This is a genomic window from Nocardia grenadensis NBRC 108939 (assembly GCF_001613445.1).
In the GTDB taxonomy this organism is placed as follows: domain Bacteria; phylum Actinomycetota; class Actinomycetes; order Mycobacteriales; family Mycobacteriaceae; genus Nocardia; species Nocardia grenadensis.
Map to the genome: position 1 here is coordinate 519,511 of NZ_BDCJ01000009.1, position 23,892 is coordinate 543,402.

The 23,892-nt window shown below is 66.0% G+C and carries 21 protein-coding genes and 1 pseudogene; 8 read left to right on the forward strand and 14 right to left on the reverse strand.

Features of this window, described 5'->3' with window-relative positions:
• Positions 1 to 28: 28 nt before the first annotated feature.
• Complete coding sequence (locus NGR01S_RS12230; protein ID WP_063036278.1) at positions 29 to 1,810, reverse strand: thiamine pyrophosphate-requiring protein; 1,782 nt, start codon at positions 1,808 to 1,810, stop codon at positions 29 to 31.
• Positions 1,811 to 2,448: 638 nt separating this feature from the next.
• Between NGR01S_RS12230 and NGR01S_RS12235 the strand changes: the two genes are divergently transcribed.
• On the forward strand, positions 2,449 to 3,120 hold the full coding sequence (locus tag NGR01S_RS12235) for a YrzE family protein (RefSeq protein WP_063036279.1): 672 nt from the start codon (positions 2,449 to 2,451) through the stop codon (positions 3,118 to 3,120).
• 283 nt (positions 3,121 to 3,403) lie between these two features.
• On the opposite strand, the gene NGR01S_RS12240 is transcribed toward NGR01S_RS12235, so the two are convergent.
• The 3 genes from NGR01S_RS12240 to ctaD form a co-directional block, all read right to left on the reverse strand.
• Positions 3,404 to 3,709 carry an MDR/zinc-dependent alcohol dehydrogenase-like family protein gene (locus NGR01S_RS12240; RefSeq protein ID WP_063036280.1) on the reverse strand — a complete coding sequence of 102 codons (306 nt, stop codon included), beginning with the start codon at positions 3,707 to 3,709 and terminating at the stop codon, positions 3,404 to 3,406.
• Entirely contained in the window at positions 3,706 to 3,930 is a 225-nt protein-coding gene (locus NGR01S_RS12245; protein WP_063036281.1) for a hypothetical protein, read from the reverse strand. Before NGR01S_RS12245 ends, NGR01S_RS12240 begins: the two co-directional genes overlap by 4 nt.
• A 94-nt stretch (positions 3,931 to 4,024) precedes the next feature.
• Positions 4,025 to 5,767 carry an aa3-type cytochrome oxidase subunit I gene (gene ctaD, locus NGR01S_RS12250; protein ID WP_063036282.1) on the reverse strand — a complete coding sequence of 581 codons (1,743 nt, stop codon included), beginning with the start codon at positions 5,765 to 5,767 and terminating at the stop codon, positions 4,025 to 4,027.
• A 288-nt stretch (positions 5,768 to 6,055) separates the two neighbouring features.
• Between ctaD and NGR01S_RS12255 the strand changes: the two genes are divergently transcribed.
• Positions 6,056 to 9,328, forward strand: a complete 3,273-nt coding sequence (locus NGR01S_RS12255) for a protein kinase domain-containing protein (RefSeq protein WP_063036283.1) — start codon at positions 6,056 to 6,058, stop codon at positions 9,326 to 9,328.
• Positions 9,329 to 9,362: 34 nt separating this feature from the next.
• Here NGR01S_RS12255 and NGR01S_RS12260 read toward each other — a convergent pair whose 3' ends face one another.
• Complete coding sequence (locus NGR01S_RS12260; RefSeq protein ID WP_169811899.1) at positions 9,363 to 9,986, reverse strand: TetR/AcrR family transcriptional regulator; 624 nt, start codon at positions 9,984 to 9,986, stop codon at positions 9,363 to 9,365.
• Between the two features lie 157 nt (positions 9,987 to 10,143).
• Here NGR01S_RS12260 and NGR01S_RS32480 point away from each other — a divergent pair, with 157 nt between their 5' ends.
• The gene (locus NGR01S_RS32480; protein ID WP_245664557.1) at positions 10,144 to 10,344 is read left to right on the forward strand and encodes an isochorismatase family protein; all 201 of its coding nucleotides are present in this window, start codon (positions 10,144 to 10,146) and stop codon (positions 10,342 to 10,344) included.
• On the opposite strand, the gene NGR01S_RS12265 is transcribed toward NGR01S_RS32480, so the two are convergent.
• On the reverse strand, positions 10,259 to 12,055 hold the full coding sequence (locus NGR01S_RS12265; protein WP_063036285.1) for a PIG-L family deacetylase: 1,797 nt from the start codon (positions 12,053 to 12,055) through the stop codon (positions 10,259 to 10,261). The genes NGR01S_RS32480 and NGR01S_RS12265 overlap by 86 nt on opposite strands.
• A gap of 372 nt (positions 12,056 to 12,427) precedes the next feature.
• Positions 12,428 to 13,003, reverse strand: a complete 576-nt coding sequence (locus NGR01S_RS12270) for a P-loop nucleotide/nucleoside kinase family protein (RefSeq protein ID WP_063036286.1) — start codon at positions 13,001 to 13,003, stop codon at positions 12,428 to 12,430.
• Positions 13,004 to 13,675: 672 nt separating this feature from the next.
• Here NGR01S_RS12270 and NGR01S_RS12275 point away from each other — a divergent pair.
• From NGR01S_RS12275 to NGR01S_RS12280, 3 genes are all read left to right on the forward strand, one after another.
• Positions 13,676 to 14,116, forward strand: a complete 441-nt coding sequence (locus NGR01S_RS12275; protein ID WP_169811900.1) for a MarR family winged helix-turn-helix transcriptional regulator — start codon at positions 13,676 to 13,678, stop codon at positions 14,114 to 14,116.
• A 430-nt stretch (positions 14,117 to 14,546) separates the two neighbouring features.
• Positions 14,547 to 14,810, forward strand: a complete 264-nt coding sequence (locus NGR01S_RS33190) for a helix-turn-helix domain-containing protein (protein ID WP_444979985.1) — start codon at positions 14,547 to 14,549, stop codon at positions 14,808 to 14,810.
• Positions 14,729 to 15,262 (forward strand): IS30 family transposase, encoded by a 534-nt coding sequence (locus tag NGR01S_RS12280; RefSeq protein WP_169811902.1) that lies wholly within the window; start codon positions 14,729 to 14,731, stop codon positions 15,260 to 15,262. Before NGR01S_RS33190 ends, NGR01S_RS12280 begins: the two co-directional genes overlap by 82 nt.
• Positions 15,263 to 15,461: 199 nt before the next feature.
• Here the strand turns inward: NGR01S_RS12280 and NGR01S_RS12285 are convergent, their stop codons facing one another.
• Positions 15,462 to 16,682, reverse strand: a complete 1,221-nt coding sequence (locus tag NGR01S_RS12285) for an MFS transporter (RefSeq protein ID WP_063036289.1) — start codon at positions 16,680 to 16,682, stop codon at positions 15,462 to 15,464.
• Positions 16,683 to 16,753: 71 nt separating this feature from the next.
• Here NGR01S_RS12285 and NGR01S_RS12290 point away from each other — a divergent pair, with 71 nt between their 5' ends.
• Positions 16,754 to 17,338: a TetR/AcrR family transcriptional regulator gene (locus tag NGR01S_RS12290; protein WP_063036290.1), complete on the forward strand. Its 585-nt coding sequence runs from the start codon at positions 16,754 to 16,756 to the stop codon at positions 17,336 to 17,338.
• A gap of 186 nt (positions 17,339 to 17,524) precedes the next feature.
• On the opposite strand, the gene istB is transcribed toward NGR01S_RS12290, so the two are convergent.
• Both istB and istA read right to left on the reverse strand, forming a co-directional pair.
• A complete protein-coding gene (istB, locus tag NGR01S_RS12295) occupies positions 17,525 to 18,319 on the reverse strand; it encodes an IS21-like element helper ATPase IstB (RefSeq protein ID WP_063036291.1) in 795 nt (264 codons plus the stop codon).
• The gene (gene istA, locus NGR01S_RS12300; RefSeq protein WP_063036292.1) at positions 18,316 to 19,935 is read right to left on the reverse strand and encodes an IS21 family transposase; all 1,620 of its coding nucleotides are present in this window, start codon (positions 19,933 to 19,935) and stop codon (positions 18,316 to 18,318) included. Before istA ends, istB begins: the two co-directional genes overlap by 4 nt.
• Positions 19,936 to 20,092: 157 nt before the next feature.
• Here istA and NGR01S_RS33310 point away from each other — a divergent pair.
• A pseudogene (locus NGR01S_RS33310) lies at positions 20,093 to 20,396 on the forward strand (IS30 family transposase); the annotation flags it as partial.
• Between the two features lie 123 nt (positions 20,397 to 20,519).
• On the opposite strand, the gene NGR01S_RS30210 reads toward NGR01S_RS33310, so the two are convergent.
• The 4 genes from NGR01S_RS30210 to NGR01S_RS12320 all read right to left on the reverse strand — a co-directional run bounded on the left by NGR01S_RS30210 (position 20,520) and on the right by NGR01S_RS12320 (position 23,688).
• Complete coding sequence (locus tag NGR01S_RS30210) at positions 20,520 to 20,783, reverse strand: tetratricopeptide repeat protein (protein WP_169811903.1); 264 nt, start codon at positions 20,781 to 20,783, stop codon at positions 20,520 to 20,522.
• On the reverse strand, positions 20,783 to 22,633 hold the full coding sequence (locus NGR01S_RS12310; RefSeq protein WP_063036294.1) for a caspase, EACC1-associated type: 1,851 nt from the start codon (positions 22,631 to 22,633) through the stop codon (positions 20,783 to 20,785). Before NGR01S_RS12310 ends, NGR01S_RS30210 begins: the two co-directional genes overlap by 1 nt.
• The gene (locus tag NGR01S_RS30925; protein WP_063036295.1) at positions 22,630 to 23,007 is read right to left on the reverse strand and encodes an effector-associated constant component EACC1; all 378 of its coding nucleotides are present in this window, start codon (positions 23,005 to 23,007) and stop codon (positions 22,630 to 22,632) included. Before NGR01S_RS30925 ends, NGR01S_RS12310 begins: the two co-directional genes overlap by 4 nt.
• A gap of 123 nt (positions 23,008 to 23,130) precedes the next feature.
• Positions 23,131 to 23,688 (reverse strand): recombinase family protein, encoded by a 558-nt coding sequence (locus NGR01S_RS12320; RefSeq protein WP_063036296.1) that lies wholly within the window; start codon positions 23,686 to 23,688, stop codon positions 23,131 to 23,133.
• Positions 23,689 to 23,892 lie beyond the last annotated feature (204 nt).

Here is a 23,892-nt window from a genome sequence, read left to right on the forward strand (position 1 = left end):
GGATCGGAGGGCCGGTGCCTCCTACCGGTCAGGGCCGGAACTCCTGCGCCTTGGTCTTGGCGCCCTGCACCATCAGATGCCAGGCGTCGGGGTCGCCGCGCAGTACCGAGGCGGCCATCTCCTTCATCTGCTCGTAGCTGGCATGCGGGGGAATCGGCGGTACCTCGGGGTCGCATCGGACGTCGAGTAGGACCGGGCCGTCCGCGGCGAGTGCGTAATCCCAGGCACCGCCGATCGCATCCGGCTTCTCGACCGCGACCGCCTCGATTCCCATCGCCCGGGCGATCTCGGCATAGGAGACATCGGGCAGGCTCTGCGATTCCTCGAACTTCGGTGCGCCGCCCATGGCGCGCAACTCCCAGGTGACCTGGTTGAGATCGTTGTTGTGGAAAACGCAGACAATGAGTCGGCGATCGGTCCACAGATGCTGATAGCGCGCGACGGTCATGAGCTCGGCCAGCCCGTTCATCTGCATGGCGCCGTCACCGACCAGAGCGATCGCCGGGCGGTCGGAATGGGCGAACTTCGCGCCGATGGCGTAGGGCACCCCGGGGCCCATCGTGGCGAGGGTGCCCGACAGCGATCCGCGCATCTGATCGCGGAAGCGCAGACAGCGGGCGTACCAGTTGGTGGAGGATCCGGAGTCCGCGGTCACGATGGCGTTGCCGGGAATCCGCTCGGACAGCTCCCACACCACCCGCATCGGGTTGATCGGGTGCGCGTCGAGCATGCTCTGCCGCTCCACGGTGGTCCACCAGCGATCCACGTTCCGCTCGATTCCCTCGCGCCAGGAGCGGTCGTCTTTGCGGTGCAGCAGGGGGATCAGGTGGCGCAGGGTGGTCCGCGCGTCGCCGACCAGATTGGCCTCGGTGGGGTAGCGCATGCCGATCATCGCGCCGTCGAGGTCGATCTGTACCGCCCGCGCCTGATCGAGATCGGGCAGGAACTGGGTGTAGGGGAAATTCGAACCGACGATCAGCAGGGTGTCGCAGTCCCGCATCAGTTCGTAGCTGGGCCGGGTGCCCAGCAATCCGATCGATCCGGTGACGAACGGCAGGTCATCGGGTAGGACGTCCTTGCCCAGGAGGGCCTTGGCGATACCCGCGCCGGTCAGATCGGCGACCTCCAGCACCTCCGGCGCGGCGGCGCGGGCGCCTTGGCCGACCAGGATAGCGACCTTCGACCCGGCGTTGAGCACATCGGCGGCATGCCGGATCTCGTCGTCGGCCGGATCGGAGGTGGTCGTCGGTGCCGCGGGCGGGCTGGACGGTACCTGTTTGAACTCGTGTTGCGGTGGCTCGTAGGGCTCCTCCTGGAGATCCGCCGGGATGATGACCGCGGTGGGGGAGCGGCGCGCGATCGCGGTGCGGAAGGCCCGGTCGAGCGCATTCGGCAGCTGGCTGGAGACGTTCACCTCGACCAGATAGTCCGCGGCGACGTCCTTGTACAGCGACTGCAGGTCGACCTCCTGCTGGTAGCTGCCGCCCATTGCGCTACGCGCGGTCTGGCCCACGACGGCCACCACCGGCACATGGTCGAGTTTGGCGTCGTAGAGCCCGTTGAGCAGGTGGATCGCACCGGGGCCGGAGGTCGCGGTACAGACGCCCACCTTGCCGCTGAATTTGGCGTAACCGGTCGCCTGGAATGCCGCCATCTCCTCGTGCCGGGCCTGGACGAAACGCGGTGTATTATCCGCGCGGCCGAATGCGGCCACCAGCCCGTTGATACCATCGCCGGGGTAACCGAATACCTGCTCGACTCCCCATTCGCGGAGGCGCCGCAGGACATAGTCGGAGACTTGCTGGGCCATAGCTTCTCCTCGCTGACTGGCGGAGCGGATATCGGATGTCGGCGGTCGTGCTACCCGCTGTGGGCCGAGTCAATCCTGGGCGGATCGGGCCGCGGGTGATTCCGGCGAACCGGTGCCGCGGTGCCCGCCCGGCATATCGCCGTCGGGCTGCTGCCCCACCGGTGCCGGCAGCAGCGTGCGCCGCGGTGGTCCCGGAAATCTGCGGTGAATTGGGGGAGAAACCGCTGCTCGACCTGGCGTCCGGGGATATCCGGCGTTCGATCGATGGTTTCCCGCGCCAGAGCGTCCGCCACCCGTGAAAGGTGCAGAAATTCATAATTTCGTCTCGGCCGTGGTGCTGCGCACCGACCCGCGGAAAACGCTACGTCCCGTTCGCGCGCGTAGCACCCACCGGGTGCGCACCCGCAGGGGCCTCTCGCTGCGGAAACGGCGGCTGCATCCGGCCTGCGGGTGACCGCGGACTTCCACCGTGCCGGCACCAGCGGTGCGCGGTGTGGCCCCGGGCTGCCCCCGGGATTTGTTGCGCGAGGGAGGATCCCGTACCTGTGCCGGTAGGGAGCCCGTACGCTGGTCCGGCAAGCATGGGTCAGTGTGGGAGGAATGCGTTGGGTCGCAGAGAGTCGCGGGAAGAACGAGATGTGTCGCCGGAGAACCGCGAAGCCGTCCGCAACAACATCAGGGAGGAACTCGGCGTCCCGCGCACTCTCGAGGGCGCCACACCCGATGAGGTCGCAGCGTGGTTGTCCCGGGTCGAGAACATGATGGAGACCGTCCCCCGGCAGAACCGGCAACCGTTCGACATCACCGACAGCAACGGTGTGACCGATGTGGTCGGCGAGGGGTACATGCTGCGCCGGCTCGCCGATATCCGCAAAGAACTCCAGGCCGGGCTGCGGAACAGCACGGCGCGACGCGAACTCGACCAGATCCAGCAGGTGGCCGAATCCGCGATCCACGATCCGGTGGCGCGGCAGATGGTCGCGGCGCAGATCCAGCGGGCACAGGACGTGGTGGCGAAATCCTCGGTGACCGAGGACGCCCGGGACGCTGCATTGGAGACCGAGTTGCAGAATGTGGTCCGGGATCTGAACGAGCGCCGTGCGCGGATGCGGTGGTCGCTGTTCCAGCGTGAGCCCATCGCCGTACTCATCGGCGCGGTCCTGCTGGTCGGGTTCAGTCTCGTGATGGTGGTCGCGATGTTCACCGATACGCAGGTCCCGGAGATCGTGATGAATATGATCCTGCTGATCCTCGGCTTCTTCTTCGGACAGTCGGCCGCGAGCGGGCGGGGCGGTCGAGGGGAGAGCTGACCCGAAGCGGGCCCACCCATTCGTCGCTGTGGGCAGCCGCTCGGGTACGGCGTTCGCCGGAAGCGGTCTTCCGACGGGAACATCGCCGGGGGCCGCCGGCCCGGCGACGTTCCCCCCCGCCCGCGTCGCGGGCGGCGGGAGCGTTGGCTGTGGCGGATGGCCGGAATATCCGCCATGCGGTGACGAGGTGTACTTTGCGACCCGTCGATCCCCCGGGACCGTGCGGGTCGGACGGGTGCGCGCTACGCCGGTGCAGACGACAGCGCCGGGGACGGGCGCGTGATCACGGCGTGCTTCCCGTCATGGTCACCACGGTCTCGAGCCAGCCCTCGCGGCGCAGGTCGAACTGCTCGTAGGCGTCGCCCGCCGCCACCGGCTCGGCGTGCTGGGTGACGGGTGATGAACGGGTGGGGTCCAGGTCGCCGCGGGCCACCCGGCCCAGCGGACCCGGGATATAGCGGCGATGGTTGCAATTACCGCCCTGCACAGTGAGATTGCGGTTGGTGACCGCACCGATCGGAAAAGCGTCGAAGCCCGGTGGATACACCCCGATGATGCCGACGGCGCCCGCCTTCGCCACCGCGTTCACCGCCCAGCGCAATCCCAGGCTCGGCGCGTCGCCGACCAGCCATTGACCGTCACCGGTATTGCCCTCGGGGCGGCCCGGGTGCGCTCGGATTCGAACGTTTCGGCGTCCACCGGCAGGTCCCCGGCGGCCGGGCCGGAGTGTGGGCGCTGTGGGTCCACACCGACCGCCTCGATCACCCGGTCCACCCCGACACCGCCGGTGAGTTCCCGGACCGCGGCCACCGGATCCTCGGCGCCGAAACAGCTCGCACTTCACTCGGAGGTCTTCGTCTTTGTCAGCTCGACACGCCGTCACCAACGTCCATGGTCAGTACACCTAGCCGGTGGTGGGGCCGGGGGGTTGGGACAGTTCCGCGCCGGCGCCGCGGCTGTGGCGGCCGATATGGGACTCGGTGCGGATGCGTTCGGACATATGCGGGTAGTGCAGTTCGAAGGCGGGGCGCTCGCTGCGGATCGGGGGCAGTTCGTAGAAGTTGTGCCGCGGCGGTGGGCAGGTGGTGGCCCATTCCAGAGAGTTGCCGTAACCCCACGGGTCGTCCACGGTGACCACTTCGCCGTAGCGGTAGCTCTTGAAGACGTTCCACACGAAAGTGATCATCGAGACGCCGAGTACGAACGAGCCGACGGTGGACACGGTGTGCAGGGCGGTGAACCCGTCATCGGCCTGGTAGTCGGCGTAGCGGCGGGGCATGCCTTCGGCACCGAGCCAGTGCTGCACCAGGAAGGTGGTGTGGAAGCCGAGGAAGGTGGTCCAGAAGTGGAGGCGGCCGAGGCGTTCGTCCATGAGCCGGCCGGTCATCTTCGGGAACCAGAAATAGATTCCGGCGAATGTGGCGAACACGATCGTGCCGAAGAGAACGTAGTGGAAGTGTGCCACCACGAAATAGCTGTCGTGTACGTGCCAGTCCAGGGGCGGGCTGGCCAGGATGACACCGGACAGACCACCGAAGAGGAAGGTGACGAGAAATCCGACCGAGAACAGCATCGGTGTTTCGAACGTGAGTTGTCCCTTCCACATGGTGCCGATCCAGTTGAAGAATTTCACGCCGGTCGGCACGGCGATGAGGAAGGTCATGAACGAGAAGAAGGGGAGCAGCACCGCGCCGGTGGCATACATGTGGTGCGCCCACACCGCCATCGACAGGGCACCGATGCCGATTGTCGCGAAGACCAGCGCGGTGTAGCCGAAAATGGGCTTGCGGCTGAACACCGGGAATATCTCGGAGACGATGCCGAAGAACGGCAACGCGACGATATAGACCTCCGGATGACCGAAGAACCAGAACAGATGCTGCCACAGCAGGACACCCCCGACACCGGGCTCGTAGATATGACCGCCGAGGTGCCGGTCGTAGGCCAGCCCCATGAGCGCCGCGGTGAGGATCGGGAATGCCAGCAGCACCAGAATGCTGGTCACCACGATATTCCAGGTGAATATCGGCATCCGGAACATCGTCATCCCCGGGGCCCGGAGGCACACCACGGTGGTCAGCATGTTCACCGCTCCGAGAATCGTGCCCAGCCCGGAAACCGCCAGGCCCATGATCCACAGATCGCTGCCGACACCCGGCGCGTGCACGATATCGGAGAGCGGCACGTAGCCCGTCCAGCCGAAGTCCGCGGCACCACCCGGAGTGACGAATCCGGCGGTCGCCATGGTGGCGCCGAACAGATACAGCCAGTAGCTCAAGGCGTTGAGCCGGGGAAACGCCACATCAGGTGCCCCGATCTGCAGCGGCAGGACCGCGTTGGCGAAACCGAACACCACCGGCGTGGCATAGAACAGCAGCATGATCGTGCCGTGCATGGTGAACAACTGGTTGTACTGCTCCGGTGACAGGAACTGCAGACCCGGACGGGCCAGTTCCCCGCGCAGCAGCAGCGCCATCAACCCGCCGATCAGGAAGAACGCCGTCGCCGTGGTCAGGTACATGATGCCCAGCAGTTTCGGGTCGGTCGTGGTCACCAGCTTCCGGATGGCCGAACCCTTCGGGCCCACCCGTGCCGGGAACGGGCGGGTAGGGGTGAGCGCTGCGGGCCGAGACGGTGTCACTGCCATATGCTCTCCTTCGTCCGAGCCACCGTTTGCGTCCGAACCACTGGTGCCCGCGCCGTTACCCACGCCGCGTCCGGCTAAACCATGCCCGAACGGCCTGGGAAAGTGGGGCAGCGACACCCGGGAAAGCGGTGTGGTCCGGGTATGCGCGTGTAGGCGCTGAGCGCTTTTTTCCGCATATCGAACCGGGCAGCGGGGGCTTTCTCCGGCCGGGGATATAGTGGATCGGGCAAGAGGTGAGCCTATGGTTTTTTTCGCAACCCACAATGCTGCCCGGGGGCGAATTCACCGATGAGCGGTGAAGACCTGCTCCGTACGCAGCGCGAGACGATATCGTTTCGCGCCGAGCTTGCCGCGGCCGGTTACCTCGATGCGGTGGAAATCGGGCGGGGTGGATTCGGGGTGGTGTATCGCTGCCGGCAGCCGGGGCTGGACCGGACCGTGGCGGTGAAGGTTCTCACCGCGGGGCTGGACGAGGACAATCGAGCCCGGTTTCTGCGGGAGCAGCGGGCGATGGGCCGCTCGACCGGGCACCCGAATATCGTCACCGTGCTGGAGGCGGGCACACTCGCCGATGGCTGCCCCTATCTGGTGATGCCCTACCATTCCTCCGGGTCTCTCGATATGTGGATCCACCGCCACGACCCGCTTTCACCGGAGAATGTGCTGCGGATCGGGTCGAAGATCGCCGGCGCACTCGAAACAGCTCACCAGCTCGGGATCGTGCATCGGGATGTGAAACCGGGAAATATTCTGCTCACCGATTTCGGCGAGCCGGCCCTGACCGATTTCGGTATCGCGCATATCGGTGGTGGGTTCGAGACGGCCGCCGGAACAGTGACAGGCTCTCCCGCGTTCACCGCACCCGAAGTACTCGAAGGGGAGCCGTCTACGCCGGCGGCAGATGTCTACGGGCTCGGTGCGACCCTGTTCTGCGCGCTGACCGGGCATGCGGCCTTCGAACGGCGTAGGGACGAGAACCTGGTGGCCCAGTTCCTGCGGATCACCACCCATTCCCTCCCGGACCTGCGGCGCACCGGTGTCGACGACGAGGTGTCGGCTCTGGTGGAGGCCGCGATGAACCGGGACCCCCGCGAACGGCCCTCCGCCGCAGCGCTGGGCGAGGACATTCGCCGGGTGCAACGGCGCTACGGGAGCCCGACGGGTGAGTCGGCCCTGCCGACCCGATCCGGCCCCGAACTTCCGCTGCCCGGGAGTGCGGCACCAAATGGACGGCAGGGGGAGACGGTCGGTGAGAAGACCGGCGGCAATCTGCCACTGGAGCTGACCGGTCTCGTCGATCGGCGCGCCGAGTTGGCCGAGCTCAAGAGTCATCTGGCGAGGTCTCGATCGGTCACACTCGTCGGTACCGGCGGCGTGGGCAAGACGCGGGTGGCGCTGAAGGCCGCGTCTCAGGTCCAGCGGGATTTCGCCGACGGTGTGTGGCTGGTCGATCTCGCTGCCGTGACCGAGGCCGGGCTGTTGGTCGACACCGTGGCGGCAACGATCGGTGTCCGCGACGATTCGACGCGGCCGTTACTGGAAACTTTGCTGAACTACCTGTACTCGCGCGAAACGCTGCTCGTCCTGGACAACTGTGAGCACCTTGTCGAGGCGGTCGCCGAACTGACCGAGACGCTACTGGTCTCGTGCCCGGGTGTGCGGACCATCGTCACCAGCCGCGAGCCGCTGAAAATCGCCGGCGAAGTGACCCAGGCGGTAATGCCCCTGCAGATCCCCGAGCCGGATCATCAACCGTCACTGAAGGGGCTGCCCCGCTACGACGCGTTGACGCTGTTCGCCGAGCGCGCCGCGGCGGTCGTCCCGGGGTTCGAGATCAACCAGGACAACATGGCCGCGGTGACCAGCATCTGCGTCAGACTGGACGGCGTACCGCTGGCGATCGAGCTCGCCGCCGCCCGTATGCGCACGCTGTCGCCGGAGCAGATCCTGGATCGCCTGACCGACCGATACGAGCTGCTCACCGGCGGCGCCTTCCGCACCGCGCCGGCCCGGCAACGATCCCTCGAACTGTGCCTCGACTGGAGCTACGATCTGTGCTCGCCGGCCGAGCAACGAGCGTGGGCCCACCTCTCGGTATTCGCGGGCAGCTGCGGACTGGACGCGGTCGAGCAAGTGTGCAGTGTGGACTCGGCGCCCGCCGAGATCCTCGATGTGCTCGCCGGTTTGGTGGACAAGTCGATACTGATCCGGGAACAGTCGGGTTCCGTCGTGCGGTTCCGGATGCTGGAGATCCTGCGTGACTACGGCCGGTCCAAGCTACGGGAATCCGGCGAGTACGAGGAGCTGCGCCGGCGGCACCGGGCCTGGTACGAGCGCCTGGCGCTGGACGCGGAGGCCGGTTGGATCGGCCTCGCGCAGCCCGGCTGGATCGCCCGGCTCGACCGCGAACACCCCAATCTGCGCGAAGCCCTCGAATCCGCCCTGTCCGAGGACACCGAGGAAGCGGCGTCGGCAGGCCTGCAGACGGCATCCGCACTGTGGGAGTTCTGGGTGTTCCGCGGCTTCTACGGCGAGGGACGGTCCTGGATCGAGCGGGTGCTGGCCCATCCCGGCGCTCGCTCGATCCCCGATCGGGTGAAGGCACTGCGTGTCGCTATCGACCTGGCAGCGGCGCAGGGCGATTTCCGGTCCGCGGCGACACTGCTCCAAGAGGGGCGGGTGCTGGCCGAACGCGAACCGACCCCGATGCTGCAGGCACAGATGAACCACGCGGCCGCGGGCCTGGCCCTGCTCAGTGGTGATCCCGTGCGTGCCGCGCCGCTCCTGGACGCTGCCATCGACGTCTACCGTGCGAACATCACCGGCCATCTCCATATCCATGCCCTGACCATGCTGGGTCTGACGTACGAAATGCGCGGTGAGACGGAGAAGGCGATCGAGCACCAGCAGCGGCTGATCGATATCACCGAGGGGTGCGGCGAAATGCTGTATCGCGCGCTGGCGCTGCGGAGCCTGGGCGTCGCCGAATGGTGCCGCGGCAATGTCGACCGTGGGCAGGAGTTGATGGAGGAAGCTCTGCGCGTCGACCGGCCCCTCAACAGCCATTTGGTGCTGACCTTCTGCCTCGAGGCATTGTCCTGGATCGCCTGCCAACGCCATGAAGCCGAGCGGGCGGCGGTGCTCATGGGAGCGGCCCGCCACCTCTGGCCGGCCGGCAGCCGTGGTCGCGTCTTCGACACACTGTCGCATTTCCACGAGGAGTGTGCGCAGTCGGCGCGGAAAACTCTCGGCGACAATAAGTTCGATGCGGCATTCGAACGAGGCCGCAGGATGAGCGCCGCCACGGCGCGGGCGTACGCACTGCGCGAACAGGCCACCGGCACGACCGCCGGCCCCGACCGGACGGCCCGGTTGACCAAACGCGAGCGGCAGGTCGCCGCCCTGGTCGCCCGGGGTCTCAGCAACCGGCAGATCGCCACCGAACTCGTCGTATCACCGCGCACCGCCCAGGGACACGTCGAGAACATCCTCACCAAGCTCGGGTTCACCTCCCGTGCCCAGATCGCGGCGTGGATAGTGGACGAGTCCAACCAGGGCTGATCGCTGCGGCACCCGTCCGACCTCGGAGCCGGGCTCAGTCCGCGGCCGGAACCGGGCTCTTCGGGGCCAAGCGGACACCGGCCAGGCCGGACCAGCACAAACCGGCGGTCGTGGCCACGGCTTCGTCTTCGGGCAATCGCTTACCGGTGACCACCCAGTCGCGCGCGCACGACTGAGCGATCCCGACTATCTCCGCCGCGATCAGCCATCCCCGCTCGGCCCGCAGCGAGGCCGACGGTGCCATCGCCTGCAGGAGGGCCTCGGTGCAGATCATGGTGGCCTGGCGTGCCATACGCTGCGCCGATGGCTCCTCGGCGTCGGCGGCGCCGGCCAGGAGGGCGGCGCTGCGCGGATGGTTGTCGGCGAAGTCGAACACCGCGGTCACCGTCGCCACCACAATCGATCGCATATCCCGGGCGGGAGCCAAGGCCGCGGTGAGCGTGGCACCCAATACCTGTACCGCCTCGTACAGCACCGCCAGATAGAGTTCGAGCTTGCTCGAAAACGACTTGTACAGCACCGGTTTGCTGATCCCCGCCCGGCAGGCGATCTCGTCCATACTCGCCGCCCGATAACCGCAGGCGGCGAACAACCCGGCCGCCGCGGCCACGATCACGCGCCGCCGCTCCTGCCTCGCCCGCACTATTTCCGCGTTCACCGCACCGACCACCTCCTCGCACACCGACGTTACCGATGACCGGGTCCACCGGCTGCACTGCCCGGGTGGTCTCCGGGCGGGTTTCGTCACATTCCTGCCCGGCAGCGGTGGCACCGAACTCGAACCCGTCCTCCGCAATCTCGGTACCGACCGTCTGATCGGGTGCGGACTGCAGACCAACATCTGTGTGGAGGAGACGGCCCGGGCCGTCCTGGAACGGAACTTCGCCGTCGCCGTCGCCGAGGACGCGGTCCGGCGGCAGCCACGCCCGGCTAATCCGCAATCGATACACCGGTACGCCGCGCCTGAGCCAGCGCGGCGGTCGAGTCGGCGCTGCGCGCAGCCATCCGGGGTATGACGGGCACCGTCGAGAGCGTCGGCCGGTCCGCCGGCGGACGGTAACCGGCGAGTGTCGCGGTCCCCCATACGTAGGGGTCTGCCTGGGCACTGCCGAACGGCGACCAGGCCAGCCGGGTCTGGCCCGTCTTGTCGTGGGTATCGGAGTTGTAGACCAGAATGTTCATCGCGAATCGGGCCGGGTCCACGGCTGCCGGCAACTCCCGGAACGGGATCCGTACCTCGACGCGGTAACCCCGGTACGGCTCGGTGACCACCGCTGCGACCTGGACCCCCGGTGCTGTCTCGCGCACCGGGCCCTGATGATTGTCGGCGTCGCGCCCGGCCGACGGACCGCACCCGCCGCTCGTATACGGCAGGATGCCGACCTTGAGAGTGGTCGAGGTGTCGTCGGAATCGCCGCGCGGATCGATCGCGATCTCGACCGAGTCGGTGCGCCAGTGCCGTTTGACGTCATCGCATGCCAATGCGGCACCGGTCCGGTGGTCGGTGACCTCGATCAGCACATACAGTTCGTCGCCGTACCTGGACACCTTCGCCTTCGCGGTGCACCGGTTGTCGCCCTGCCAGAGCGCGAGCGGCAGCTCCGGCCCCGGGTACTCGCCGGGCCCCTCGGCACCGTTGAGCGTGGGCGCGACGGCGACAGCCGGGATCGTGGTCGTCGGATTCGCCGGGTAATCCGGCTGCACTCGGTTGGCCAGCCAGGGCAATCCGATTCGGTCGGCCCAGGCGGCGAATTCGGCGTACAACGGCGCCAATCCGCTCTGCCGGTGCACGGCTGCTTCGATGAACCGACCCTGTTCGGCCAGTACGGTGAACCAATCCGAGTCGAGCTGTTGCGGGTCCGGCAGCACCTGCGCGGGCATCGCGGCGAAACCCTGGGTCCGATACAACCGGGCCGCATCGCGCTCTACCTGCGCCCAGGTCGTGCCGTGTTCGCGTGAGCGGGTGCCGGACCATACTCCGATAACCGGCAACCCGGTGGCCGGATCGGTACGTCGCACTTCGGACGGGCCGCGGCCGAGCAACGACCGGAAACCGTAGTTCTGAGCGAGCAGACGGTCGGGAGACCACGGCGTCAGTCCCTCGACGGTGATCTGCTCCGGAAACGCCAGCGGATCGGCCGCCGACCGGAAGGCCTCGATTCCGAGACGGGCCGAAAGCTGATGGCCGCCGTGCTGGTCGAACGGCCGGGGATCCATGATCACGATCACGTGCGGCGTGGTCTGGCGGACCAGTCTCACCAAGCGCGCCAACGTATCCTGTTCACCCCAGATACGCGCGGTCAAGGGTGCGGACAGCGTGTACCAGAAGTCCGGTTTATCGAGGTAGTAGACATTTTCGATACCGACCATGCCGGTCGCCCGGCGCTCCTCGGCCTCCCGGATCAGCCCGAGTTCCGGGCCCTCCTCGGGCCCGGCCGCATTGCCACCGCCCTCGCCGCGGGTAATGGTGACTACGCTGGTACTCCAGCCGAGGTTTTCCCGCCATTGTCCGAAGGTCGACAGATTGAACGACTCGTCGTCCGGATGCGCCCCGATGAACAGCACATCGGTGTGCGCCCGCCGCCGGGCCACCGCTGCCGCGCGCCGATTACCGTCCCGGCCGACGCTGTCCGCGGAGCCGTCCGCGACCAGCCAGGCCGCCGTCAGAGCCGAGGCGAGGACAACACGCCTGCGTAACCGGCCCTCGCCGCCACTCGCCGCCACCATCCCGCTTCCCAGTTCGTTCCACTCCGCGCCACCGGTCGATTCGCCGTCGAATCACAGCACATCGTCGGCCATATATCCAGTGCCGGCGATACACACCGGCCGTGGACACGGGAGCGGGCAGGGGCCGTCGATTCTTTCGGCTCTCGCCTTTCACGACCGAAGCCAGTGCGGCTGTGGGCCTACCACCATGTCGGGAATTACGGCGACGAACTGACCTTCATGGAAGCCACCACCGACCATGCACAGCACCTCAACGACCACGAAATCCACGGTCGGACAGAGAAGGAGATCCTCGACCTCGGCACCAGCGTCGCGGCCTGGACATGGCAGCGACGCGCGAATTTGATGCAACGCGCCGAGGCCTGGCGGAACTCAGTTCGAGATGAGGTGGTCCGTGACGCGAGGCCCGGTGTGGGCCAGCCCTGATTCCAGCACGTTGACACGGTAGGCATCCCAGTCGGCGAGTTTGGGCCGATCGTGCGCCGCACCGCGTTGAATCATCCGTTTCCGGATCTGGGCGGTATCGGTGCCTACCCACACCGTTCGGATCCCGACATCACCAACGTCGGCGAACGTGCGGAAGTAGTCGGTCAGCCGCAGCCCCAACTGGCCGGCGCTGTCGATGTAGCCGAGGAACGGCGCATCGACGATCACAGGGCAGCGGCGGCCGACCGTAACCGCCTGCTGGACGAGGGCCGCATAGACATGCGGTGCGACGACACGGCGGTAGAGGTCGCTGTCGCGGTCATGCGGATTGCCCGTGAGCTCCGCCATGACCGCTTCCTCCAGATGTGGCACGAAGGTGTCCTTGTCAAACACGATCGGGTCCACGAGTTCGACGAGCATCCTGGTGGCGGTGGTCTTACCCGCAGCAGGGAACCCGCACACCACAGTCACCCCGCTGCTCGCGTGGGCGGCGAGGTCGCGCAGGCAGTCGGAAGTGAGCACGGATAGATGATGCCCTAGAAGGGAAGTACGCTCCGAACTCGTCTCATTACCCACCGGGCATACTCCGGTTCTGGGTCCGGGAGCAGGAGCCTTGCGTGGATCGTCTTCCTACCTGACGTTGCGGTGGGGATGCGCTGACGTGGGCGACCATGACAGATAACGGCATCGCAGCTCCAGAACGGGGCAGTTTCGGCACGGCTATCCGTCATGGTTGCCGTCGTCGCCGCGCTGCCTTGCTCTTGCATGCCACCAAGCAGTAGACGGCATCGGCCCGGCGGCGGACTCCCTGCAAACGACTCGGCGGCAGACGGGGCATTGGCTCCCGGGGGATGATCAGGGTGCCGCTGGCTACTCCGGCTTTCTCGTCATGGGTGAGTGCGGCGAAGGAACGGACGATCTGGCGGCCTCGATCATTGCGGTTGATCGTCCGGGCGCGGCGGCGATAGGCGCGGGCCACGCAGGCCTGGGAGCAGTAGCGGCGTCGTGGGTCGGCGTCGCGAGGTAGAGGATTCCGGCAACTCACGCAGCGGCGCGGCCGGGACCGGCCAGCCACTTCTCCGATTCTTCCCCCCTCGGCTGCCCGACGCATCCCCGTCTCGATACCAAAGGTTTCGAGACATGGCACAATATGAGTGCTTGGACAGTTACTGTCTAAGCAGCTACCTTGGTGCGATGGAGAACGCCACTGCTATGCGGACCGCGTCGCTATTGCATGATTCCGCGCGGGAATTGTCAAGATTGCTGGATCGAGAGCTCGCTACCCATGGGGTGACCGCTCAGCAGGCAGCGCTGCTGATCAACCTGGCCGGTGGCGAGAGCAGTCCGAAACGTCTGGCCGCGGTGCTGGGTATCGATACCGGCGGGGCGACCCGGCTGGTGGACCGGCTCGAAGCCAAGGGCCTGCTGCGCCGGCGACCCGGGGTCGAGGATCGGCGGGCGGTGGTTCTCGAACTCACCGAATCCGGCCGCGGGCTCACTCCGGTGCTCGCGCCTACCTTCGCGGCAGTGGCAGCGAGTTTCTTTCTCGGGTCTACGGATGCCGAGATCCGCGGGGCGGGTGATCTGCTGGAACGTGCTCTCACGCGAGAGGCGGCGGGGCACTCCGCTGGGTGACGTGGTGACCCCGTAATGCATTCTCCTCCGGGGGAGCAGCCAGACCCGCCCGAACGGCGCGACGGATGAATCCCACCCTCTTTGCCCGGAGGGTCACAGGCGCACCCCGGCGTCAGCGAACACGACAAAAAGCAGCTGTTCATAAACCGATCTTGGGCTCAATCGGTCATTGCATCACCGCGTGGATGATCATGTCGGCGTGGAGGGTTGGGGGCGGGACTACGGGTTGTCACCTGCTGGTCAGGACGAGTTGTGGAGACGGTGGCGGGCAGGTGAGTCGCTCAGTTCGATGTCGCGGTCACTCGGGCTTCCGCTTCAGCATGTGCGCCGGTTCCTGGCCCAGACCGGAGGAGTCCGAAAGCGACCCCGAATCCGGCAGAGCCGGCATCTGAGGCTGGCCGAGCGTGAGGAGATCTCGCGGGGCCTGGCCATGGGATGCTCAGCGCGCATGATCGCGGTCTCGCTTGGGCGCTCGCCGTCGACGATCTCACGCGAGATCGCCCGCAACGGCGGCCAGAACACTTACCGGGCCGCGGTCGCTGACCAGCTGGCCTATCAGCGGGCGCGGCGTCCGAAACCGGCCAAGCTCGCAGCCCACCCTTGCGGGTGCTGGTGGAGGACAAGCTCGAATCTTTGTGGTCGCCCGAGCAGATCGCCGGGTGGCTGCGCCGGCATTTCCCTGACGATCCGGTGATGCGGATCTCGCACGAAGCGATCTACCTGGCACTGTTCGCCCCGCGCCGCAAGGCGATCGACCGCACCCTGACCCAACGGTTACGCACCGGGCGTCCGATGCGACACCCGAAACGGGCCCGCGAACCCGACGGACGAGGCGTGATCCGCGAACTCGCGCCCATCAGCGAGCGGCCGGCCGAGGTCGAAACCCGACAGATCGCCGGCCACCGGGAGGGAGACCTGCTGATGGGCTCGCGCCCCTCGGCGATCCCCACCCTGGTGGAGCGAACCAGCCGTTTCACCGTTCTGGTGGCGCTGCCCGACGGCATCAAAGCCGAGCAGGTCACACCACACCTGACCCGGGTCCTACTCGGGTTGCCCGCACCGATGCGCCGGACCCTGGTTATGCCAGCCAATTCCGACGTCATCTGTCGGCGAAAACGGACGTCGCGTGCGTCAACTCATCCGTGACCGTGACGGTGAATAGTGACGTCACTGCGCGCGTGAAGCGGACAGGCGGAACCGTGGCGTTTCGCCGAACCTGTGTGAGACGGCTCGGATGGGTTCAGGGCCCGCGAACCTACCACCCGAAGAAGGTGGTCTATTTCGCGGATTCGGAGGTCGGGTTTCGGAGACGAGTCCAAGTGCCTATCTGTCCGATGAAGGAGAATCAGACAGTCTCCGTCGCCTCTGACTGCTTGGCTGGTCCTGCAGTACGGATCCGCGTGGCCGGCAGCATGATCGCCAGCGCGAGGAACGCTAGACCTGCGGCGGCGGCCGGGACGAGCCCCAAACCGGCCGAGAAGGCCCCGCCGCCGACCAGACCTCCGAGTGCTGCGCCGATGTAGACGGAACTGCTGTGCACGGCCATCGCTTGGGACGCCGCCTCGGTGCCTGCGCGGGCGAGCATCATCGATTGGATGCTCGGAGGTACTGCCCATGCGGCTGCCGACCAGATGGTGAGCAGCACGGTGGTCAGCACCACGGGGACCGGCCGGACGGTCCAGAGCACCGCAAAGGCCACCATTACGGCACAGAACACCAGGCTCACCAGGGCAAAGACCACGCCGGGGGTGTACTTGTCGATCAGGCGACCTGATGCCTGCGTGCCGAACAGGCCACCGATTCCGCAACACACCAGCAGTGCGGCGAGCACCACGGGCGACACATTGGAGAGCCCGGAGAGGAAGGGGGCGATGTAGGTCTGGAAGGTGAGGTTGCCTGCGACGGCCAGTGTCGTGACGACCAGGATTGCCGTGACAGTGCCGTTGAGCAGCGGTCGGACCATGTCGGCGAGCGTTTTGCGCTCGTCGATCGAGTGGGTTTCCGCCTGCGGAAGGGTACGCACCAGCACGAGGAGTGCGGCGATGCCGAGGAGGCCGGCGAATACGAATGTGGCCCGCCAGTCCAGGATCGCTCCGATCCACGTACCGGTCGGGATGCCGATCAGTACCGCCCCGGTCAATCCGGTCATCACGGTGGCCAGGTAACGCCCCTGGTGCTGCGGCGGGGCCTCGGCGCTTGCTGCGGCCAGCGCGGTGGGGAGAACCAGGGCAGCTGCCAGCGCGGCGATGACGCGCAGTGCCAGAAGGGCGCCATAACTGTCGACCAGCAGGACTGCAAAGTTCGCGGCACCGAAGACGATCAGCGCCCAGCACAGTGCGCGCCGTCGTGGAATGCGCAGTGGCAGAAGCGCCCACATCGGGGCGGCGAGCGCGTAGGTCAGTGAATACACCGTGACCAGTTGACCGGTGGTGGTCTCGGGCAGCTGAACTGTTTCCGAGATCGCCGGCAGGACACCGATGATGATGTAGTCGTCTGTCTGCACTGCGAACGCCGCAAGAGCCAAGGCGAGCAGCCACGCAGGCTGGGACGTGGGTGAGAACCTCATGCCGTAAGGGTAACGCTTGTTTCCTTTATAATGCTAAGCGTATTGTCCTGACGAGATGAGGAGGTGGGGGCATGCCCAGACCGGCCAGTCCGCAACGCCGACGCGAGGTGACCGATGCGGTCATCGAGCAGCTTGCCGCCACCGGTATCGGGAACTTCTCGCTGCGGACTCTGGCCGAGGGCATCGGCCAGAGCACCCGCGTACTGACCCACCATTTCGCCGACAAAACCGCTCTCATCACAGCCGTACTCGTTCGACTCGACGAGCGGCAGCACCAGGCGCTGCGGTCGACCCCCGGCTGGGACGACCCCGCCGTCGATGTCGGTTCTCTCGTCCGGTCGGCCTGGGAGCGCAACCTCAGCCCGGAAGAGCAGGCCATGACCCGGCTCATCCGGGAGATCGAGGGACTTGCCGCCGCTGGCCGCCTACCGTTGCCCGCCCCGGGGTTCATCCGAGGGCGGGCCGAGTTCGTCGCCTCGTGCCTGGCCCTCCGTGGCCTGCCCGAGAGCAACGCACTCACATTGGCGACCCTGCTCAACAGTGCCTACTCGAGTCTCCAAAGCGACTACCTCATCACCGGAGACAAGCAACGGGTCGAGGTCGCTCTTCACGAGCTGTGCGTATGGATTGACGACTACGTGCGACGGTCGAACTGAGCGAAGCCAGCGATCCCGCGCACCCGTCAGCGGTGCGCGAGGTCACACAAGTATCTCGACTCCGCACCCGCCGAAGCGGTCGCTTCTGAGTCGTAAGAGAATCACGGCCGATACTCACCGGCATAAACAGGGGTTCCGCCCAGGCGTTGGCGAGGTTGACCAGCTATCCATCGGTGAAATTCGACGTCATCTCGCCGCGGCCGCTGCTCGCGCTGTCCGCGCGAGGCGGTAGGAGTCGGTGCCGGTTTCGATGATGTGGCCGCCGAAGGTGAGGCGGTCCACGATCGCGGCGCAGAGCCTCGGGTCGGTGAATGTTTTCGTCCAGCCGGAGAACGACTCGTTGGAAGCGATCGCGACGGAGTTCTTTTCCTCCCGTTCGGTGAGGACCTGGAACAGCAGTTCCGCGCCGCGGCGGTCGAGTTCCATGTAGCCCAGCTCGTCGATGCAGAGAAGGTCTACCCGGCCGTAGCGGGCGATGGTCTTGGTCAACTGCTTCTCGTCGGCGGCCTCGACGAGCTCGTTGACCAGCTTGGTGGCCAGGGTGTATTTCACACGATGGCCTTGCATCGCGGCCTCGGTGCCCAACGCGATGAGCAGGTGCGATTTGCCGGTGCCGGAATCACCGATCAGACAAAGCGGCAGCCCCTTCTTGATCCAGTCGCCGCGGGCGAGGGTGTTGATGGTGGCTTCCTCGATGTTCGGGTTGGCGTCGAAGTCGAATGCGCGCAACGACTTGTCGCGAGGGAAGCCGGCGGCGCGGATGCGGCGTTCGGAACGGCGGCGGGCGCGGTCGTCGCATTCGGCAAGTAGCAGTTCAGCGAGAAACGCCCGGTAGGTCATCTGATCACGGGACGCGCCGTCGGCGATCTCGTTGAACTGAGCCCGCACGGTCGGCAGCCGCAGCAGCCGGCATGCCTGATCGACCGCGGCGTCAGCTGCCTGTTCGGTCATTCCATGCCGTCGCGGTGAGTTGGTTGTCATGCAGAACTGCCTTTCGTTATGGGCGGTCGGCGGAGCAACTGGTCATAGGCAGCAACCGACGGAATCGGTCGACGATCAGGCGGCAGCGACGCGATCCGTCGTTGCGTCAGCGATGACACCTGTCCAGGTTCGTCGAGCTCGACAATCTGGTGGTCGGCCGGGAGGGTTTCGCCTGTCTTGCGGGCCTCCAGCGCGACCGCGTCCGCGGTCAACGCCCCGGCTCGCAGGGCGGCAGCCAGACCGGCGACGACTTGCTCGTGAGGAAGATGCCGGTGAAGCAGCAGGACCTCGATCAGGGCGCGAGTGCCCTCGCGTTCGCCGTGCGCGCGCCGCGCGGCAGCCCACCAGCTCTCGTGGACCGGGGTGAATTTCCCCGCCAGCCGGGCCTGTTCGAGCGCGGTCGCCCCAGGCAACGCGCCTGGCTTGCGTAGCAGCCCTTCGAGGTAGTGGTCCAGATCCAACCGGGTCCCGGCCTTGGCAGGTAGTCGTTCGTGGCGAGCGACTTCGGTGCGGCCGTCGAACACGATCAGATGGTTGGCGTGCAGCAAGACCCTGACTTGGCGCCCGATCAACCGGACCGGAACCGAGTAGCGGTTGGTGCGGACGGTGACCTGGGAGAACTTGTCGACCCGCGGGGTGAACCAGCGCCCGGTCTCGAACGGCTCACCCGGAAGGGGCTCGAGTAGTGGTTTCTCGGCGGCGAACATTTCTCCGATCGTGCGCGGCCGAGTCCCGATGCGGCGTTGTTCATCGGCGATATCCCAGGCATCGATCATCTCGTTGAGTTCGTCGATCGACTCGACCTCCGGGATCGGGACGAAGTGGTTGCGGCGGAACCAGCCGATCTGACCCTCGACGCCGCCTTTCTCATGGGCCCCGCCGATCCCGGGCTGGCAGTAGAACGCTTCGAGGTCGTAGTGCGAGCGAAACGCCGTCCAACGATCGGATTCCTCACGCAATCGCGCGAACCCGAGCACCCTCGATACCGCCGCACGCAGATTGTCGTAGCGGACCTTGCCGAACGGCACCCCACCGAGGACCTCGAACGCATGCACATGCCCCTCGAAGAATGCCTCCTGTCCCGCCGAAAGGAAACAGCGATGGACCGCTTTGCCCGAGAACGACAGCCGCAGCGCGAACAGACAGACCACCAGTAGCTCCCCTCGCAGCCGGATCGTCACATCCCCGAAGTCCACCTCCGCTTCCTCACCGGGGCGATGGGTTTGGCGGATGAACACCTCAGCCGGCCCGCGCCCGGCCTCGGCCCTGATCTGGGGTTTGCGTTCGGCGACGTAGTCACGGACCGTCTGATACGAGATCCCGTCCATGTTGTGCTCGTCGATCAACCGGGCATACAAGCGCTTGACCGTGTGTTTCTGCTTCTTCGGCGCAACCAGGTCTTCCCGCAATGCCGCGTCGATGAACGCCTTGTACGGATCCAGCTTCGAACCCCGCTTCGGATACTGGCGGCGTTCCGTCGGCCACACCGACGATGTGGCCGCCTGCACCGTGCGCCAACCCACCCCGTACTTGGCCTGCAACGCCCGCCCCGACAACCCCGCCCGCGCGTCCCGCCGGATAGCGGCATACAGCTCGACCTTCGACTGACGGGGCACCGGTGACCTTCTTCCACGCGAGAAACGGGATGAAGCACACGCATCCTCGCACCGCAACCAAGATCACGACGTCAAAATTCGCCGATACGAACATCTCCCGCCCCGCACCGACGCCAACATCCACCGACAGGTGACGTCACAGATCACCGATAGAACCAGGACCCTGACCTGGGACCGCGGCCGCGAGATCGCCGACCACCGAGCGATCACCGCCGCGACGCAGATACCGATCTACCTCTGCAAACCTCGCAGGCCCCTGGCAGCGCGGCACCAACGAGAACACCAACCGACTGCTGCGCCAATACCTACCCAAGAGCGCTGACCTGCGCCGATCCGACCAGACCGATCTCGATGCCATCGCTTGCGAACTCAACCACCGGCCCCGCCGGTTCCACGGATACCGCAGTCCCGCCGAGGTCTACGCTGAACACCTGAGCAGCGTTGATGCACTGACCCTTTGAGACCGCCATTGGTTCTTGAACAGTTTGGCTGGGTTCGTCAAACCGTTGCCTCTGCTGAGATGGGCACTGTTCAAAAAACGTGTCTTGGCCGTCACCAGTCGTCCTCGGGATCGGATCGTCTGATCAGGAATTTGAACGCTTCTGGAAGCTGCTGAGAAATCCGCGGAAGTCCTTGACCTTGACGTGATCCTGTCCCAAAACTTTTTCCAGGGGAGCCAGCACCTCATTAAGCAGCGCAAATGCTTCGTCAAGTTTCCTCGCTGCTTCTTCAGCACGAACAAGGCCGCGTTCGGTGGTCACGGTGGCCGGGTCGTCCTCACCGAGGACCAGGCGACGAATCGCAAAAACCTCCTCATACAGGCCGATCGCCTCCTCGACCCGAACCACTAGCTCATAGGAGTGGGCGAGGTTGTGCCCAGTGGCCAAGGTCGGGGGGGGGCGTCCTCACCCAGGACCCGACGCCGAGCAGCAAGGACCTGCTCATACAGGCCGATTGCCTCCTCGACCCGACCAGCCTTCCGGTAGACAGAGGCGAGGTTGTGCCCAGTGGCCAAGGTCGGGGGGGCGTCCTCACCCAGGACCCGACGCCGAGCAGCAAGGACCTGCTCATACAGGCCGATCGAGTCCTCGACCCGACCAGCATTCTGGTAGGTGTAGGCGAGGTTGTGCTCTGTATCCAGGGTGGCGGGGTCGTCCTCACCCAGGACCCGGCGACGAATCGCAAGGACCTGCTCATACTGGCCGATCGCGTCCTCGACCCGACCAGCCTTGCGGTAGGCAGTGGCGAGGTTGTGCCCAGTGGCCAAGGTCGGGGGGGCGTCCTCACCCAGGACCCGACGCCGAGCAGCAAGGACCTCCTCATACAGGCCGATCGCCTCCTCGACCCGACCTACGAGTTCATAGGCGAGGGCAAGGTTATGTACGGCAACCCAGGTGTCAGGGTCGTCCTCACCTAGGACTCGACGTGCACCAGCGGTGATCGGCTCGTACAGCTCGATCGCCTCCTCGACCCGACCAGTCTTCTGGTAGGCGTGGGCGAGGTTGCGCCCTGTGGCCAGGGTGGCGGGGTCGTCCTCACCCAGGACCCGACGCCGAGCAGCAAGGACCTGCTCATACAGGCCGATCGCCTCCTTGACCCGACCAGCCTTTTCGTAGGAGAAGGCGAGGTTGTGCCCAGTGGCCAGGGTGGCGGGGTCGTCCTCGCCGAGGACCCCGCGACGGACCACAAGGACCTGCTCATACAGGCCGATCGCGTCCTCGTCCCGACCAGCCTTGCGGTAGGCAGTGGCGAGGTTGTGCCCTGTGGTCAGGGTGGCGGGAGCGTCCTCACCGAGGCGACGACGAGCAGCCATAACCTCCTCATACAAGCCGATCGCGTCCTCGACCCGACCAGCCTTTTCGTAGGCGTGGGCGAGGTTGTGCCCAGTGAGCAAGGTGTCAGGATGGTCGTCCCCGAGGGTTTCTCGCTGGTTGGTGAGCGCGTTCTCGAGTTCTTCGATGGTTTGCGGGGCAGGGTTCGGATTGGGGAACAGGATGATCTGGCCGGCGGCGTTGGTGGTGCGGCGTTGGGGTTCGGGGTGCCCGTGGCGTTGAAGGTGGCGTTGGGTATGGGTGTAGAGGTCGTCGAGGGGGAGCCCGGGGGTGCCGGTTGCCGCGGCGAGGAGCGCGGCGGTGAAGGCAGTGTGGCGATCTCCTATTGGAGCGAAGGAAGGTTCGTTTCTGGCGGAGGAGGTGATGGTGTAGGTGCCGGCGATGTCGGCTTGGCCGAGGATGGCGTCGGGACCGTCGGTGAGTGCTTCGAATGCTCGGCCGGAGAAGCAGCAGTCCAGGATGAGGATGCGGGTAGTGGCGGGGCTGTCGAGTACCGCTTCGCGCAAGGTACTGAAGGGCAGTGCGGTCCAGCGGGTCCTGTCGGGATGGGTGCCGGTCAGCGCCAGGTGCAGGCGGCCGCGGCGGTCGAGTACGCCGTGGCCGGTGTAGTACACCAGCAAGGTGTCGCTGGCCTGCTCGGCTGCGTCTTCGAGGATGTGGCCGATGTGAGCGCTGTTGCTCGGATCGGCGACGATCCAGCAGTTTTCCGAGCGCAGGGTGCCGCCAGGGGTGGTGAGTAGTTGGTGAAGGTCCGCGAGATTGTTGGCTGCGGCGGGGATATGGTGCAGTCGCTCGTGGTGGTCGTAGGAGCCGACACCGATCAGGACGGCGCGGGAGTTCTCCCGGTCCGGACGTCGGGAGTTCACTGTGGGGTGTCGGTGGGGCCAGCCAGATCTTGGATTTGGCGGAGCACATCGGTGGCGTTGACCCATTTGCCGTTGAATTTCACCGAGTTGCCGCCCGCTCGAGTGACAGTGATAGTCACATCCGAGCGGCGGTGGGTCAGCCAAGTGGTCAGCGATCGTGCCAACGCCGTGGCGATCCCGACGGTGGCACCCGAGCCGAGAGCAATGGTGACAACGTCAGTAACCACGCCCATCTCGCCCTCGCGGACTGGGTTTTCCTGCAAGCGGGCTCGGCCTCGCAGGCCATCATCGTCGTAGAGCCAGTCCAGCAGTTGCACGGCAGCGTCAGGGCCACCCTCAGTGTGAATCAGTAACTGCCCGTCGAGATTCGGCATTTCGGTGTCCTCCCCATTGCCGGACCTTGTTCAAGTAATCCAGCAGCGTAGCGGGAAAGCGTCCGCCAGAAACCTGGACCGCGTGCTCCTCGGGAAGTGGGCGCCGATAACCGCAGTTCACGATCACTTAGGCGCGGGAATACGCAGGTAGTTGTAGACCGTCTGGCGGGTGATGCCGAACTCGGCTGCGAGCACTGACTTCGATTCACCGGCCTCGACCCGGGCACGCAGCTGGCCGATCTGGTCGGCAGTGAGCGCCGGCGCGCGGCCGGTGTAGGCGCCGCGGGCTTTGGCGGCGGCGATGCCTTCGCGTTGGCGTTCCAAGATGAGGGCGCGTTCGAATTCGGCGAAGGCGCCCATCACCGACAGGAGCAGGTTGGCCATGGGGGAGTCTTCGTCGGTGAAGGTCAGCGCTTCCTTGACGAATATCACCTTCACACCCTTGCCGGTGAGGGTGCGGACGAGTTGGCGGAGGTCGTCGAGGTTGCGGGCGAAGCGGTCCATGGAGTGCACGATGACTTCGTCGCCTTCGCGGACGAACGCGAGCAGCTCGTCGAGCTTGGGCCGGCTGGTGTCCTTTCCGGAGGCTTTGTCGGTGAAGGTCTTCTCGACCTCGATGCCGTCGAGCTGTCGGACGGTGTTCTGGTCGAGCGTGCTCACCCGGATATAGCCGACCTGCATCCCGAAATCCCTTCCCGCAGTCAAGTTGTCAACTTGGACTATATGAACCCAGTAGACAACTGTCAATTAACGCAGTGGGGGATTCTATTTTGACGCAAGTCGTCTCGGCGGCTGCCGTCTATTTAGACTCTACCCCATTTGGGCACATCCGCGTGAGTGGCGAGAAGCGGTGCACAACCCGAAGCACTGATTTCAAAGATTCCG

Coding starts and splice junctions, on each gene's coding strand:
- NGR01S_RS12255 (WP_063036283.1), top strand. CDS start 6,056: ATGAGCGGTGAAGACCTGCTCCGTACGCAGCGCGAGACGATATCGTTT.
- NGR01S_RS33190 (WP_444979985.1), top strand. CDS start 14,547: ATGGGATGCTCAGCGCGCATGATCGCGGTCTCGCTTGGGCGCTCGCCG.
- NGR01S_RS12230 (WP_063036278.1), bottom strand. CDS start 1,810: ATGGCCCAGCAAGTCTCCGACTATGTCCTGCGGCGCCTCCGCGAATGG.
- NGR01S_RS12290 (WP_063036290.1), top strand. CDS start 16,754: ATGCCCAGACCGGCCAGTCCGCAACGCCGACGCGAGGTGACCGATGCG.
- ctaD (WP_063036282.1), bottom strand. CDS start 5,767: ATGGCAGTGACACCGTCTCGGCCCGCAGCGCTCACCCCTACCCGCCCG.
- NGR01S_RS12275 (WP_169811900.1), top strand. CDS start 13,676: ATGGAGAACGCCACTGCTATGCGGACCGCGTCGCTATTGCATGATTCC.
- NGR01S_RS12320 (WP_063036296.1), bottom strand. CDS start 23,688: ATGCAGGTCGGCTATATCCGGGTGAGCACGCTCGACCAGAACACCGTC.
- NGR01S_RS12265 (WP_063036285.1), bottom strand. CDS start 12,055: ATGGTGGCGGCGAGTGGCGGCGAGGGCCGGTTACGCAGGCGTGTTGTC.
- istB (WP_063036291.1), bottom strand. CDS start 18,319: ATGACAACCAACTCACCGCGACGGCATGGAATGACCGAACAGGCAGCT.
- NGR01S_RS30925 (WP_063036295.1), bottom strand. CDS start 23,007: ATGCCGAATCTCGACGGGCAGTTACTGATTCACACTGAGGGTGGCCCT.
- NGR01S_RS12285 (WP_063036289.1), bottom strand. CDS start 16,682: ATGAGGTTCTCACCCACGTCCCAGCCTGCGTGGCTGCTCGCCTTGGCT.